Origin of the sequence: Streptomyces sp. ADI95-16, assembly GCF_003721495.1 — a bacterium.
In the GTDB taxonomy this organism is placed as follows: Bacteria; Actinomycetota; Actinomycetes; order Streptomycetales; family Streptomycetaceae; genus Streptomyces; species Streptomyces goshikiensis.
The window spans coordinates 3,185,498-3,200,019 of the sequence record NZ_CP033581.1; the positions used below are offsets into that span (position 1 = coordinate 3,185,498).

General features: G+C 73.8%; 13 protein-coding genes. 7 read left to right on the forward strand and 6 right to left on the reverse strand.

Annotation, left to right across the window (positions count from 1 at the left end; genetic code table 11):
• Nucleotides 1-99: 99 nt before the first annotated feature.
• Complete coding sequence (locus tag EES41_RS13905) at nt 100-528, forward strand: ATP-binding protein (protein ID WP_254211434.1); 429 nt, start codon at nt 100-102, stop codon at nt 526-528.
• Here the strand turns inward: EES41_RS13905 and EES41_RS13910 are convergent.
• Nucleotides 497-2,170 carry a thiamine pyrophosphate-binding protein gene (locus EES41_RS13910; protein ID WP_123078470.1) on the reverse strand — a complete coding sequence of 558 codons (1,674 nt, stop codon included), beginning with the start codon at nt 2,168-2,170 and terminating at the stop codon, nt 497-499. The genes EES41_RS13905 and EES41_RS13910 overlap by 32 nt on opposite strands.
• A 5-nt stretch (nt 2,171-2,175) precedes the next feature.
• Nucleotides 2,176-3,144 carry an agmatinase gene (gene speB / locus EES41_RS13915; RefSeq protein WP_008741599.1) on the reverse strand — a complete coding sequence of 323 codons (969 nt, stop codon included), beginning with the start codon at nt 3,142-3,144 and terminating at the stop codon, nt 2,176-2,178.
• A gap of 123 nt (nt 3,145-3,267) precedes the next feature.
• Between speB and EES41_RS13920 the strand changes: the two genes are divergently transcribed.
• From EES41_RS13920 to EES41_RS13930, 3 genes are all read left to right on the forward strand, one after another.
• A complete protein-coding gene (locus EES41_RS13920; RefSeq protein WP_123078472.1) occupies nt 3,268-4,734 on the forward strand; it encodes a PucR family transcriptional regulator in 1,467 nt (488 codons plus the stop codon).
• Nucleotides 4,735-4,841: 107 nt separating this feature from the next.
• Nucleotides 4,842-5,999: an acyl-CoA dehydrogenase family protein gene (locus tag EES41_RS13925; RefSeq protein ID WP_008741598.1), complete on the forward strand. Its 1,158-nt coding sequence runs from the start codon at nt 4,842-4,844 to the stop codon at nt 5,997-5,999.
• A gap of 50 nt (nt 6,000-6,049) precedes the next feature.
• Complete coding sequence (locus EES41_RS13930; protein WP_123078474.1) at nt 6,050-6,928, forward strand: acyl-CoA thioesterase II; 879 nt, start codon at nt 6,050-6,052, stop codon at nt 6,926-6,928.
• A gap of 26 nt (nt 6,929-6,954) precedes the next feature.
• Here the strand turns inward: EES41_RS13930 and EES41_RS13935 are convergent, their stop codons facing one another.
• The gene (locus EES41_RS13935; protein WP_123082442.1) at nt 6,955-7,827 is read right to left on the reverse strand and encodes a DUF4253 domain-containing protein; all 873 of its coding nucleotides are present in this window, start codon (nt 7,825-7,827) and stop codon (nt 6,955-6,957) included.
• A gap of 61 nt (nt 7,828-7,888) precedes the next feature.
• On the reverse strand, nt 7,889-8,350 hold the full coding sequence (locus tag EES41_RS13940; RefSeq protein WP_123078475.1) for a MarR family winged helix-turn-helix transcriptional regulator: 462 nt from the start codon (nt 8,348-8,350) through the stop codon (nt 7,889-7,891).
• A gap of 43 nt (nt 8,351-8,393) precedes the next feature.
• On the opposite strand from EES41_RS13940, the gene EES41_RS13945 reads away from it, so the two are divergent.
• Entirely contained in the window at nt 8,394-9,272 is an 879-nt protein-coding gene (locus EES41_RS13945; protein ID WP_254211435.1) for an SDR family oxidoreductase, read from the forward strand.
• A gap of 43 nt (nt 9,273-9,315) precedes the next feature.
• Here the strand turns inward: EES41_RS13945 and EES41_RS13950 are convergent, their stop codons facing one another.
• Nucleotides 9,316-10,107, reverse strand: coding sequence for a phosphatase (locus EES41_RS13950; RefSeq protein WP_123082443.1), 792 nt, complete (start codon nt 10,105-10,107; stop codon nt 9,316-9,318).
• Nucleotides 10,108-10,178: 71 nt separating this feature from the next.
• The gene (locus EES41_RS13955; RefSeq protein WP_123078479.1) at nt 10,179-10,757 is read right to left on the reverse strand and encodes a TetR/AcrR family transcriptional regulator; all 579 of its coding nucleotides are present in this window, start codon (nt 10,755-10,757) and stop codon (nt 10,179-10,181) included.
• Nucleotides 10,758-10,856: 99 nt separating this feature from the next.
• On the opposite strand from EES41_RS13955, the gene EES41_RS13960 reads away from it, so the two are divergent.
• Nucleotides 10,857-12,473 (forward strand): carboxyl transferase domain-containing protein, encoded by a 1,617-nt coding sequence (locus EES41_RS13960; protein WP_073773577.1) that lies wholly within the window; start codon nt 10,857-10,859, stop codon nt 12,471-12,473.
• A 16-nt stretch (nt 12,474-12,489) separates the two neighbouring features.
• Nucleotides 12,490-14,520 carry an acetyl/propionyl/methylcrotonyl-CoA carboxylase subunit alpha gene (locus tag EES41_RS13965; RefSeq protein WP_123078481.1) on the forward strand — a complete coding sequence of 677 codons (2,031 nt, stop codon included), beginning with the start codon at nt 12,490-12,492 and terminating at the stop codon, nt 14,518-14,520.
• Nucleotides 14,521-14,522: the final 2 nt, after the last annotated feature.

Consider the following 14,522-nt stretch of genomic DNA (forward strand, 5'->3'; position numbering starts at 1 on the left):
CAGACCGCCACACCGCAATCGAACATATCTAGATACCTCTTGACGGACACCCTGGACGCCCGCTTCACTCCTCTCAGGTATCTAGATAGGTGAGGCACCATGACCATGCCCTCTGCCGACGAGATCTTCTGGCTCATTCCCCGCAGCCCCCACGCTCCGGCACGGGCCCGCGCCCTGCTGCGGGCCCAGTTCGCCGAGTGGGACATCGGCGCGGAGCCGACGGACTCCGCCGAGCTGCTGCTGTCCGAGCTGGTCACCAATGCCGTCCGGCACGCCCGAGCCCCGCAGGGGCGGGGCATCGGGGTCCGGCTGGCGCGGTACGACGGGGTGTTGCGCGTGGAGGTCGCGGACGCGGGCCCCGTCGTCAAGCTCACGCCGCAGGTCGTGGCGGACGGGGAGGAGCAGGGGCGGGGGCTCGCCATCGTGGCCGCGCTCGCCGAGCGGTGGGGGCAGTGCCCCCGGCGGAACGGGATCGGGAAGGCCGTGTGGGCCGAGGTCAGGGGTGGGGCGGGGTGGGGAGGAGTATGAGGGAGGGGCCCGGGGTTTTGAGGGCCTTGGTGAGGTCCGTGCGGAGGGACTGCGGGGTGGTGGTCGTCGCCGGGACTCCGAAGGAGGCCGCCAGGGCGGCGAAGTCGGGGCGGGTCGGGTTCGCGCCCGTCTCGCGCGGGGCGTCGTGGCCGCCGTCGTCCACGATCAGCCAGGTGACGTCCAGGGCGTACTGGACGGCCGTGGCCAGTTCGGCGATCGAGTACATGGCGCCGTCGTCGCCGGAGACGGCCAGGACCGGGGTGCCGGGTTCCGCGACGGCCGCGCCGAGGGCCGCCGGGAAGGCGTAGCCGAGGCCGCCCGCGCCCTGGGCGGAGTGCATGGTGTTGGGGTGCTTCGGGTCGAAGGCGGACCAGGCCCGGTAGGACAGGGCCGTCATGTCCCAGAAGGACGGGGAGCGCGGGGGGAGGGCCGCTCGGATCGAGGCCAGGAGCCGGAGCTGGTGTTCCGGGTCCTGGGCCGGGTCCGGGGCCGGGGCCGAGGCCGGGTCCTGGGGCGTCGCGCGGGCCGCGATGTCCGCGAGGAGCAGGCGGACGCGTTCCGGCGCCGCCTCGTCCTCCCGTTCGGCGACCGTTTCCAGCAGGGCCTGGAGCGCCAGCCGGGCGTCCGCGTGGATGCCGAGGGCCGCGTGGTTGGACTCCAGCTTGCCGAGGTCCGCCTCGATCTGGACGACCCGGCCCGTCGGGAAGAACGTGTGGTGGTTCGAGGACAGCTCGCCGAGGCCGGAGCCCACGACCAGCAGGACGTCCGCGTCCTCCAGGAAGTCCGTCGTGTGGCGGTCCTCCAGCCAGGACTGGAGGGACAGCGGGTGGGTCCAGGGGAAGGCGCCCTTGCCGCCGTAGGTGGTGACCACCGGCGCGTTGACCCGCTCCGCGAGCAGGCGCAGCTTGCCCGCCGCGTCCGAGCGGATGACCCCGCCGCCCGCGATGATCACCGGGCGGGCGGCGTTCTCCAGCCAGTGCGCGGCCACGGCGGTCAGCTCGGGTCGCGGCGCCAGCTCGTGCGGGGTCGCGTCCACACCCGTGACCTGCGGGATCACGGTCTCGTCCCGAAGGACGTCCTCCGGGATCTCGACGTACACCGGACCGGGCGGGGCCGTCAGCGCCGACTCCCAGGCCTCCGCGATCACCGAGGGGATCTGGGAGGGGGTGCGCGCGCTGTGGACCGACTTGACCACCTCGCGGAAGGAGGCGGACTGGTCGCGCAGCTCGTTCAGGTGGCCTCGGCGGCCGCCGCCGAGGCCCGCGACCGGAACCTGCGCGGAGATCGCCACGACCGGGGCGGACGCCGCCGCGGCTTCCGCCAGGGCGGGGAGGGCCATCAGGGCGCCCGCGCCGGCGGACAGGAGCAGCGGCACCGCCTCGCCGGTCATCCGGCCGTACGCGTCCGCCGCGAACCCCGCGTTGTTCTCCGTACGCAGACCGATGAACCGCAGGTCGGAGCGGCCCACCGCGTCGAAGAGGGCGAGCGCGCGCTGCCCCGGCAGGCCGAAGACGGTGTTCGCGCCGAGGGAGCACAGCGTCTCCACGACCAGGTCCCCGCCCGTCCGGCCCGGCGGCGGCGCGAGGGCGGCCGCCCGCTGGGCCTCGGTGGGACGGAGTACCAGGTCGTGGTCGTGCGTCACGGTGCTTAGTTGCCCTTCGCCTTCGCCGCCGCGATCTGACGGCTCATGATCGTGGTGAGCTCGTACGCGGTGTGCGAGGCCGCGACCGAGGTGATCTCGGCGTGATCGTACGCCGGGGCGACCTCGACGACGTCGGCGGAAACGAGGTTGCAGGACGACAGTCCGCGGATGATCTCCAGCAGCTCGCGGGAGGTCATGCCGCCGGCCTCCGGGGTGCCGGTGCCGGGCGCGTGCGCCGGGTCGAGCACGTCGATGTCGATCGAGATGTACAGCGGACGGTCGCCGATGCGCTGGCGCAGCTGGTCCGCGACCTCGTCGGCGCCGCGCCGGTAGACGTCGGCCGAGGTGACGATGCCGAAGCCCATCTTGGCGTCGTCGTCGAGGTCCTGCTTGCCGTACAGCGGGCCGCGGGTGCCGACGTGGGAGAGCGCCTCGGTGTCGAGGATGCCCTCCTCCACCGCGCGGCGGAACGGGGTGCCGTGCGTGTACTCGGCGCCGAAGTACGTGTCCCAGGTGTCGAGGTGGGCGTCGAAGTGGAGCAGGGCGACGGGGCCGTGCTTCTTGGCGACCGAGCGGAGCAGCGGGAGGGCGATGGTGTGGTCGCCGCCGAGGGTCATCAGGCGGGAGCCGGCGCCGAGCAGCTCGTCGGCGGCGGCCTCGACCGTCTCGACGGCCTCGTTGATGTTGAAGGGGTTCACCGCGATGTCACCGGCGTCGGCGACCTGGGCCAGCGCGAAGGGGGAGGCGTCCTGCGCGGGGTTGTACGGACGCAGCAGGCGGGAGGCCTCGCGGATCGCGTTGCCGCCGAAGCGGGCGCCGGGGCGGTACGAGACACCGGAGTCGAACGGGACGCCGACGACGGCGACGTCGGCGGAGCCGACCTCGTCGAGGCGGGGCAGGCGCGCGAAGGTGGCGGGGCCCGCGTAGCGCGGGATGCGGGAGGAGTCGACGGGTCCGCGCGGCTGCGTGCTCATGAGGGGTGCCCCTTTGTGTGTCTCTGTACTGACGTGTGCGGTCCTTCGAGCGTAAGCCGCCTCCCGGGGGCCGCGAAGTGTACGTTTCATCCACAGGCCCTCCCCGATGTGTACGGAGTATCCATGCCGGCCCTCCCCTCCGCCTCGGCCACGCCGCCCACGCCCGGGGTCGAGCTCGCGGCCCTCCTCGCCGACCGGGAACTCGGCCTGCGCGCCCTGACCGGCGCGGGCGACCGGGCCGCGGCCGTCGCCGTGCACGCCGTCCACGCCTCCGAGATGGCGGACCCCTCCCCCTACCTGCTGGGCGGGGAGCTGCTGCTCACCGCGGGCGCCCAGCTGGAGGCGGACGCCGACGCGTACGTCGCCCGGCTCGTCGCGGCGGGCGCGGCCGCGCTCGGCTTCGGCGTGGCGCCGGTGTACGAGGAGGTGCCCCCGGAGCTGGCCGCCGCCTGCGCGCGGCACGGGCTGCCGCTGCTGGAGGTCCCGCCGCGCACCCCCTTCACCGCGGTCGCCCGCACCGTGTGGCGGCTGATGGCCGAGGCCCGGACCCGGGAGCTGCGCCGGGTGACCGAGGCCCAGCAGTCGCTGGCCGCGGCCGCCGCCCGGCCCGATCCGGTACCGGCGCTGCTGCGCCGGCTGGCGGCGACCCTGGGCGGCCACGCCACCCTGCTCCCGGCGGGACAGGGCCCGGGACAGGGCCCGGGGCAGGCCGCGGGGCAGGCCGCGGCCCGGCACGCCGGGCGGGATCTGCCGCCCGAGGCCGCCGGGGCGCTGGCCGCGCTCCTCACCCGGGTCGGGGCCCCGGGCGGCCCGGCCACCGCGACCGACGCCGCGGCGGGGTGGCAACTGACGGCGTACCCCCTGGGCGGCGAGGGCCAGGTGCTCGGGGTCGCCGTCCCGGACCGCACCCCGGGCGATCACGCGATCACCGCGATCGCCGCCGTCCTGCTGACGCTGCTCACCACGCACCGGCCGGCCGGGACGGAGGCCGGGGCGCTGACCCGGCTGCTGCTCGGCGGCTCCCCCGCCGAGGCGCTCGGCCCCGGCCCGTGGCACGTGGTGCACGCCCGGGGTACGGGGGATCCGCAGGCCCTCGCGGCGGCGCTGGGCACCGTACTCGTGGACGCCCGGGAGGAGGAGCTGCGCCTGCTGGCCGAGCGGGAGCCCGGCCCGCTGCCCGGCTGGCGCCTGGGGGTGAGCGCGCCGACGGGCCCCGAGGCGCTGGCCGGCGCCGAGGCCCAGGCCCGGCGGGCGCTGCGGCGCGCGGAGGCGGCCCGGGCGCCGCTGGCCCGGCACACCGCGGGGGGCCTGGACGCGCTCCTCGATCCGGCGGAGGCGCTGACCCACGCGCGGGAGCTGCTCGCCCCGCTGGCCCCGGAGCAGGTGCGGACCCTGCGCGCCTGGCTGGCCCACCACGGCAGCTGGGACCGGACGGCGGCCGCCCTCGGGGTGCACCGCAACACCGTCCGCCAGCGCGTCGCCCGCTGCACCGCCCTGCTCGGGCGCGACCTCGACGACCCGGACACCCGGATGGAACTGTGGTTCGCGCTACGGACTCTGGACAGGCAGGACAACTCGCCGGTAACTTAATTGAGCAAGCGCTTAGACATCCGCCGTTGCCTGAGCGACCACGACGGCGCGCAACCACCTCCGCGAGAGCGGCGGGCGGTTTAGCCGCAAAGAGGAGGGCCGCCACAGTGCGCCGTACCGTTTTCAGCGAGGACCACGAGGCGTTCCGCGAGACCATCCGCGACTTCATCGAGGCCGAGGTCGTCCCCGTCTACGACGAGTGGTTCGCCGCCGGCCAGGCGCCGCGCGACTTCTACTACAAGCTCGGCGAGCTGGGCATCTTCGGCATCAACGTCCCCGAGGAGTTCGGCGGCGCGGGCCTGGACACCCACAAGTTCGAGGCCGTCCTCTACGAAGAGACCTCCCGCGCGGGCGTCAACTTCGGCGGCTCCGGCGTGCACGTGCTGCTCGCCCTCCCCTACATCAAGATGCTGGCCGACGACGAGCAGAAGAAGCGCTACCTGCCGAAGTTCGTCTCCGGCGAGGAGATGTGGGCCCTGGCGATGACCGAGCCGGGCACCGGCTCCGACGTCGCGGGCATGAAGACCACCGCCAAGCTCTCCGAGGACGGCACGCACTACGTCCTCAACGGCTCCAAGACCTTCATCACCGGTGGCGTCCACGCCGACCGCGTGATCGTCTGCGCCCGCACCTCCGCCCCGCGCGAGGACGACCGCCGCTTCGGCATCTCCCTCTTCGCCGTGGACACCAAGTCCGAGGGCTACTCGATCGGCCGCAAGCTCGACAAGCTGGGCCTGCGCACCTCCGACACCGCCGAGCTGGCCTTCGTCGACGTCAAGGTCCCGGTCGAGGACCTGATGGGCGAGGAGAACAAGGGCTTCTACTACCTCGGCGCCAACCTGCCCTCCGAGCGCTGGGGCATCGCCTTCGGCGCGTACGCGCAGGCCAAGGCCGCCATCCGGTTCGCGCAGCAGTACGTGACCGAGCGCACCGTCTTCGGCAAGCCGGTCGCGCACTTCCAGAACACCAAGTTCGAGCTGGCCGCCTGCCAGGCCGAGGTGGACGCGGCCGAGGCCGTCGCCGACCGCGCCCTGGAGGCCCTGGACGCCGGTGAGCTGACGGCCGCCGAGGCCGCCTCCGCGAAGCTGTTCTGCACCGAGGTCGCGCACCGCGTCATCGACAAGTGCCTCCAGCTGCACGGCGGCTACGGCTACATGAACGAGTACCCGATCGCCCGTCTGTACGCCGACAACCGCGTGAACCGCATCTACGGCGGCACCAGCGAGGTCATGAAGTCCATCATCGCCAAGTCGATGGGGCTTTAAGGGACCGTCGGGGCAAGGGACTTGTCCCTCCCGGACTTACCCTTCCCCTCATGAACGAGGCACTGACGACCCTCCTCGACCTGCTCGACCTGGAGCAGATCGAGGAGGACATCTTCCGCGGTACCAGCCGTTCGGCGCTGGTACCGCGCGTGTTCGGCGGGCAGGTCGCGGCGCAGGCGCTGGTCGCGGCCGGCCGCACCGTGCCCGGGGACCGGACGGCGCACTCGCTGCACTCGTACTTCCTGCGCGCCGGGGACCCGGGCGCGCCCATCGTGTACGCGGTGGACCGGATCCGCGACGGGCGCTCCTTCACCACGCGCCGGGTCGTCGCCGTCCAGCACGGGCAGCCGATCTTCCACCTCTCCGCGTCGTTCCAGACGTACGAGGAGGGCCTGGAGCACCAGGCCGCGATGCCGGACGCGCCCGACCCCGAGACCCTGCCGACCGCCGCCGAGTCGCTGCCCGCGTACCGGGAGATCTTCCGCGACCCCGGCACGGTGGAGCGGCTGATCGAGGCGCGCGGCGCGGTGGACCTGCGGTACGCGACGACCCCGCCGTGGGGCAGCGTCGGCGAGCCCGTGGAGCCGCGGACGCAGGTGTGGTTCCGCACGGCCGGGAAGCTGGAGCGCGATGATGCCCTGCTGCACACCTGCCTGGCCACGTACGTCTCGGACATGACCCTGCTGGACTCGGTGCTGCTCGCGCACGGCCGGGGCGGCTGGGCCGTGGGCGACGTGGTGGGCGCCTCCCTCGACCACGCGATGTGGTTCCACCGGCCGTTCCGCGCGGACGAGTGGCTGCTGTACGACCAGGAGTCGCCCTCGTCCTCAGCCGGGCGCGGCCTGGGGCAGGCCCGGATCTGGACGCAGGACGGCAGGCTGGCCGTCACCGTCATCCAGGAGGGCGTGGTGCGCGTCCCGCGCGCCTAGGCCTTACGGCCCCGTCCCGCCCGGGGTCAGTCCCACCAGAAGCCCCAGTGGCCGGAGCCGGTGACGCCCTCGTCCGCGTAGGCGCGCACGCTGCCGGAGCCCTGCCAGACGTTGTCGGGGCAGAAGGCGAAGTGTTCGGCGGCGACCGGCAGTGACGCGGCCGTCGTCAGGGGCGGGGCCGCCACGGACAGGTGCAGTTCGTCGAAGCCCAGGGCGAGGACGCGGGCGCCGAAGCGGTCCTCCCAGGACCGCAGGACGGTGCTGATCAGGGCCGTGTCCGTCTCGTGGTTCACCGGGCCGCGCCAGCCCATCGCGGTGGGTACGTCGGCTCCCCGGCCGGCGGGTATCAGCGCCAGGCGCGGGTTCGGCAGCACTCCGGTCCCGACCAGCTCGGCCGCGAGCGCGAGGGCCGCCTCCTCCGGGTCCTCCCGCGGCACCCCGGACTCCGCGAGGCCCGGCCAGTCCCGGCCGAAGGGGGCGATCAGCCCGGCGCCGTCGGGGCCCTCACCCTCCTCGGGGTCGGGGACGACCCCGTTCCAGAACTCCCGCAGCACCGGCTCGACGTGGTGGTCGCCGGGGTCGGACATGGAGGCGGGGTTCAGCTCGTCGCGGGTCCACCAGCTCTCCAGGCCCCGCCGCTCCTGGAACAGCACCGCCCGCAGACCGGCGTCCGCCACGGCGGCGACCCGGCAGGCGGCGAGGGCCTCCACGCCCACGGGCGCGTCGGAGACCCACAGCAGCGGCTCGCGCCGCGCCCCGATGCCCAGCAGGCTCCGGCGGCCGGGCCGGTCGTGCAGCGTCCCCGGCGGCAACTCCAGCCCCAGGGAACGGCCTTGCGGGTCGTCGACGAGTACGGACAGCGGGTTCTGGGCGCTCTGGGCGCTCGGCGGGTTCGTCACGGCGGCGACGCTAACGGGCGGCACTGACAACGCCGGCCGCCCGGCCGCCCAAAGGGATCCCCTACGCCTCGGGCCGCGCCTTGAGCTTCGCCCAGACCGCCTCCAGCGCGGCTATGTCCACGTCGTCGAGGCGGTCGTCGAAGGCCTCGGCGAGGGCCTCGCGGCGGGTGGCGTCGGCCTCGGCGAAGGCGCGGCGGCCCGCCTCGGTCAGGGCGATCCCCACGGACCGGGCGTCCGTCGGGGACGGGACCCGCTCGACCAGGCCGCGGGCCCGGAGCGAATCGGCGACGCGCGAGACCTGGCTGCGGCTGAGCAGGGTCCGCGCGCCCAGCTCGGAGGGGGCGACCGGCTCGTGCTGGACGCTCAGCCACAGCATCACCTCGAACCACGACAGCGGCAGGTCGTGGTGGCGCGTGAGGGCCTGGTCGACCCGGGCCGTGAGGGTGGTACCGGCCCAGACCAGGCCGTAGAAGGCGTGGTCGCGGGGGGTGAGTCCGTCCAGGTTGAGTTCTCTGTGCGCCATGGGAAAAGAGTACCCGGGTTGCGTGCACGTGCACACAAAGATAATGTGTGTGTGCACGCACAAATCCAGGGAGACCTCCATGAGCACCAAGACCGTCCTCATCACCGGCACGTCCTCCGGCATCGGTCTGGCCGCCGCCGTGGCCGCCGCCCAGGCCGGCTGGCACACCGTGGCCACCATGCGCGACACCGCCAAGGCCGACGCCCTGCGCCAGGCCGCCGCCGAAGCCGGCGTCGCCGACCTGGTCCAGGTCAAGCGGCTGGACGTGACCGACGCCGGATCCGTCGCCTCGTGCGTGGCGGAGGTCGTCGCCGAGCGCGGCCGGCTCGACGCCGTCGTGAACAACGCGGGCGCCGGCTTCGTCGGCACCATCGAGCAGCACGACATGGAGGGCGTCCGGGCCACCATGGAGGTCAACTACTTCGGCGTCGTCGAACTCACCAAGGCCGCGCTCCCCCACCTGCGCGCCTCCGGCGGCCGGGTCATCACGGTGACGAGCGTCGGCGGGATGATCGGCCAGCCGTTCAACGAGTCGTACTGCGCGGCCAAGTTCGCCGTCGAGGGCTTCATGGAGTCCCTGGCGCCGGTCGCCGCCACCACCGGCGTCCAGGTGGCCGTCGTCGAACCGGGCGCCGTCGCCAGCGAGTTCGTCACCAACGTACGGCTCGACGTCCCGGCCCTGCTCGCCGAGGCCGGCCCGTACGCCCCCGCGCTGAAGGCCTACATCGAGCGCACCATGCAGACCTTCGGGAACGCCCAGACCTCGCAGGAGGCGGCGGCCCCGATCATCGCGGCGCTGACCGCCGAGACGATGCCGTTCCGGATCCAGACCTCCGACTGGGCGCGGGACTTCGTCGCCACCAAGCTCGCCGACCTGGACGGCTCGGCCGTCCAGGACCTCACCGGCGGCTGGCTGCGCTGACCCCGCGCCGCCCCCGACGGCCGGGCCGCAGCGGGTCCGCCGGTTACAGCAGACCGGCCGTCGCGAGCAGGTACGCCACCATCGGGTCGTAGAACCTCGGGTCACGGACGTGGTCGTCCAGCGGGACCGCCACCTGGAGGGTGCCCTCGGCCTCGCCGAGGAACAGGGCCGGGTCGTTGCAGTCCGCGTAGCCCACCGCGTCCAGGCCGCGCTGCGCGGCGCAGCCCGCCCAGCCGTGGTCGGCGACGACCAGGTCCGGCTGCGGGCGCCCCGCGGCGGCCAGGCCGTCCAGGATCGCCGCCATCGGCGCGGGCGAGTGGGTGTGCCACAGGGTCGCGCCCCGCTCCAGGACCGCGATGTCCGCGAACTGCCAGACCGAGCCCTCGTCGGCCGTCAGACCGGCCGGGATGACCACGATCTCGCAGCCGGCGGCGCGCAGGGCCACCGCGGTCGCCCGGTGGACGTCCAGCAGGCCACCCGGGTGCCCGGTGGCGAGCAGCACGCTCTGCCGGTCCAGCGCGGCCTTGCGCAGCCTGGCCGCCAGCCGCTCCAGGCCCGCGACGGTCAGTTCCGGATCGATGGTGTCCTGGCCCTGGCGGTGCTGCGGGTCGTCCACGACCCCGCAGCGCTCCGCCATCACCGCGAGGACGTCCTGCTCGTCGGCCCAGCGGTCGCCCAGTTCCAGGCCGAGCCAGTAGTGCCGATCGCCGTTGGCGAGTTTGCGGTAGTGGGAGAGGTTGTTCTCGCGTGGCGTGGCGACGTCCCCGGCGATCCGGGTGCGGACCAGGTGGTCGATGAGTTCGGCTCGGGTGGGTACGGACGTCTCTATCGGCATCGGCATACGGCCCATTCTGCCGCCGTCCGGGCGGACGCGTCCCGTCCGTCCCGACCGGCGGACGCGCCGGATCACCCGGAGAGCGCCCCGAACGATCCGTGCGCGAGCCTGCGCAGCAGCGATTCGGTCGCCTCCCGGCCCAGCGCCGCCAGGTGCGGGGTGGAGTTGAGCAGGCCGAACACCGCGTGCACGGAGACCCGGACCTCCGCCTCCCCCACCCGGGGGTGCAGCTCGCGCACGACGGCCACCCACAGCTCCACGTACTGGCGCTGCAACTGGCGTACGAGCTTGCGGTCGGCCTCGCGCAGCCGGTCGAGCTCCCGGTCGTGGACGGTGATCAGCGCCCGGTCGTCGAGCGCGAAGTCGATGTGCCCGTCGATGAGCGAGGCCAGCACCAGGGAGGGGTCCCCGGCCGCTTCCTCCGCCCGGCGGCGCCCGCCGGTCAGCAGCCGCTCGCTGATCCCGACCAGCAGCTCGGCGAGCATGGCGTCCTTGCCCGCGAAATGCCGGTACAGGCCGGGGCCGCTGATGCCCACCGCGGCCCCTATCTCGTCCACGCCCACGCCGTGGAATCCGCGCTCGGCGAAGAGGCGGGCGGCCTCGTTGAGGATCTGCTCGCGACGGGTCGGGGCGGCGGCACTGGTGCTCATGGGAATCCATTCTAGACAGGGCCGTTAGCGCTCGTTAACCTAGGCGGTACATGCGTTAACGCTCATTAACAGCGTGCACCGAGCAAGGGAGCTCGACCGATGCAGCAGGCACCAGTGCTGACGAGCGCCGCGGACCCGGCGTCCGAGGCCTGGCGGACCAACGAGGCCGCCCACCGCGAGCTGACCGAGGGCCTGCGCGCCCGGCTCGGCGCGGCCCGGCTCGGCGGCGGCGACAAGGCCCGCGCCCGCCACACCGCCCGCGGGAAGCTGCTTCCCCGCGACCGCGTGGACGCCCTCCTCGACCCCGGATCCCCGTTCCTGGAGCTGGCCCCGCTGGCCGCCGAGGGGATGTACGGGGGCGCGGCCCCGGCCGCCGGGGTCATCGCGGGCATCGGCCGGGTCAGCGGCCGCGAGTGCGTGATCGTCGCCAACGACGCCACCGTCAAGGGCGGCACGTACTACCCGATGACCGTCAAGAAGCACCTGCGCGCCCAGGAGGTGGCCCTGGAGAACCGTCTCCCCTGCCTCTACCTGGTCGACTCGGGCGGCGCCTTCCTCCCCATGCAGGACGAGGTCTTCCCCGACCGGGACCACTTCGGCCGCATCTTCTACAACCAGGCGCGCATGTCCGGCGCCGGCATCCCGCAGATCGCGGCCGTCCTCGGCTCCTGCACGGCGGGCGGCGCGTACGTCCCGGCGATGAGCGACGAGGCCGTCATCGTGCGCGGCCAGGGCACGATCTTCCTCGGCGGCCCGCCGCTGGTGAAGGCGGCCACCGGCGAGGTCGTCACGGCCGAGGAGCTGGGCGGCGGCGAGGTCCACTCCCGGACCTCCGGCGTCACCGACCACCTCGCGGAGGACGACGCGCACGCGCTGCGGATCGTAAGGAACATCGTGGCCACCCTGCCCGGGCGCGGGGAGCTGCCCTGGTCGGTGGAGGCCCCCGAGGAGCCGAAGGTGGACCCGGCCGGGCTGTACGGCGCGGTCCCGGTGGACTCCCGCACCCCGTACGACGCCCGCGAGATCATCGCCCGGCTCGTGGACGGTTCCCGCTTCCAGGAGTTCAAGGCCGAGTTCGGCACGACGCTGGTCACCGGCTTCGCCCGGATCCACGGCCACCCGGTCGGCATCGTCGCCAACAACGGCATCCTCTTCTCCGAGTCGGCCCAGAAGGGCGCGCACTTCATCGAGCTGTGCGACCAGCGCGGGATCCCGCTCCTCTTCCTCCAGAACATCTCCGGCTTCATGGTCGGCCGCGACTACGAGGCCGGCGGCATCGCCAAGCACGGCGCCAAGATGGTCACGGCGGTGGCCTGCACCCGGGTCCCGAAGCTGACGGTGGTGGTCGGCGGCTCGTACGGCGCGGGCAACTACTCGATGTGCGGGCGGGCGTACTCGCCGCGGTTCCTGTGGATGTGGCCCAACGCGAAGATCTCCGTCATGGGCGGCGAGCAGGCGGCCTCGGTGCTCGCCACCGTCAAGCGCGACCAGATCGAGGGCGCGGGCCAGGAGTGGCCGGCCGAGGACGAGGAGGCCTTCAAGGCCCCGGTCCGCGCGCAGTACGAGGAGCAGGGCAACGCCTACTACGCCACCGCGCGGCTGTGGGACGACGGGGTCATCGACCCGATGGAGACCCGGCAGGTGCTGGGACTGGCCCTGACCGCGTGCGCGAACGCCCCGCTGGGCGATCGCGGCTTCGGCATCTTCCGTATGTGACGTGAGGACCTCACTGATGTTCAGCACTGTTCTGGTCGCCAACCGGGGCGAGATCGCGGTCCGGGTCATCCGCACGCTGCGGGAGCTCGGGGTGCGCTCGGTTGCCGTCTTCAGCGACGCGGACGCCGACGCCCGGCACGTACGGGAGGCCGACACGGCCGTCCGGATCGGCCCGGCGGCGGCCGCCGAGAGCTACCTGTCGGTGGAGCGGCTGCTCGACGCCGCCCGCCGCAGCGGGGCCGAGGCGATCCACCCGGGGTACGGGTTCCTCGCGGAGAACGCGGGTTTCGCGCAGGCGTGCGCGGAGGCGGGGCTGGCCTTCATCGGGCCGCCCGCCAAGGCGATCTCCCTGATGGGCGACAAGATCCGGGCCAAGGAGACGGTGAAGGCGGCGGGCGTGCCCGTGGTCCCCGGCTCGTCCGGGAGCGGCCTGTCGGACGCCGAACTCGTCGCGGCGGCCGAGGAGATCGGCATGCCGGTGCTGCTGAAGCCCTCGGCGGGCGGCGGCGGCAAGGGCATGCGGCTGGTGCGGGACGCCGGGCTGCTGGCGGAGGAGATCGCGGCGGCGCGGCGCGAGGCGAGGTCCTCGTTCGGCGACGACACGCTGCTCGTGGAGCGCTGGGTGGACCGGCCCCGGCACATCGAGATCCAGGTGCTGGCGGACTCGTACGGGAACGTGGTGCACCTGGGTGAGCGCGAGTGCTCGCTCCAGCGCCGTCACCAGAAGGTGATCGAGGAGGCCCCGTCGGTCCTGCTGACGCCGGAGCTGCGGGCCTCGATGGGCGCGGCGGCGGTGGAGGCGGCGCGGTCGTGCGGGTACGTGGGCGCGGGGACGGTGGAGTTCATCGTCCCGGGCGGGGACCCGTCCTCCTACTACTTCATGGAGATGAACACCCGGCTCCAGGTGGAGCACCCGGTGACGGAGCTGATCACCGGGCTGGACCTGGTGGAGCAGCAGCTGCGGGTGGCCTCCGGCGCGGAGCTGGGCTTCGGCCAGGCGGACGTCACCCTCACCGGGCACGCCGTCGAGGCCCGCGTCTGCGCGGAGGACCCGGCGCGGGGCTTCCTGCCCTCCGGGGGGACGGTGCTGGCGCTGTCCGAGCCGTCGGGCGGGTCCGTGCGGACGGACTCCGGCCTGGTGGCGGGGGTGGACACCGGCTCGACCTACGACCCGATGCTGTCGAAGGTGATCGCGTACGGTCCCGACCGGGCCACCGCCCTGCGCATCCTGCGGGGGGCCCTGGCGGACACGGTGATCCTGGGCGTCCAGACCAACACCGGGTTCCTGCGCAGGCTCCTGGCGCACCCGGACGTGGTGTCGGGCAACCTGGACACCGGTCTGGTGGAGCGCGACCTGTCCACGCTGCTCCCGGAGGGCGTCCCGCCGGAGGTCTTCGCGGCGGCGGCCCTGCTGACCGCCGCCCGCCCCGCCCACTCCGCCCCTTCCCGGAACTGGGTCGACCCCTTCGGGGCAGCCGACGGCTGGCGCCTGGGCGGGACCCCCGCCTGGACGGTCCACCACTTCCGCCTCCCGGGCCAGGAGCCGGTAACGGTCCGCTCCCGCCCCTCGGGCACCGAGACGGAGCTCCTGCTCGCCGAGGGCCCCGGCGCACCGGCCCGGGGCCGGATCGTCAGCCGGGGCGAGGACCGCGTCACGGTGGAACTCGACGGCGTCACGCACACCTTCAGTCACGCCCGCTCCCCCGAAGGGACCTGGCTCGGCCGGGACGGCGACAGCTGGCACGTCCAGGCCCACGACCCCGTCACCGCGGCCCTCAGCGGTCGCGGCCACGCCGGGGCGGAGACGCTCGCCGCCCCGATGCCCGGCACCGTCACCGTCGTCAAGGTGGCCGTCGGCGACAAGGTGACGGCCGGTCAGAGCCTGCTCGTCGTCGAGGCGATGAAGATGGAGCACGTCATCTCCGCCCCGCACTCCGGCACCGTCGCCGAGCTCGACGTCTCCCCCGGCACCACCGTCGCGATGGACCAGGTCCTCGCGGTCGTCACGCCGGAGGAGCCGCGAGGAGAAGAGGAGGAGGGCAAGTGAAC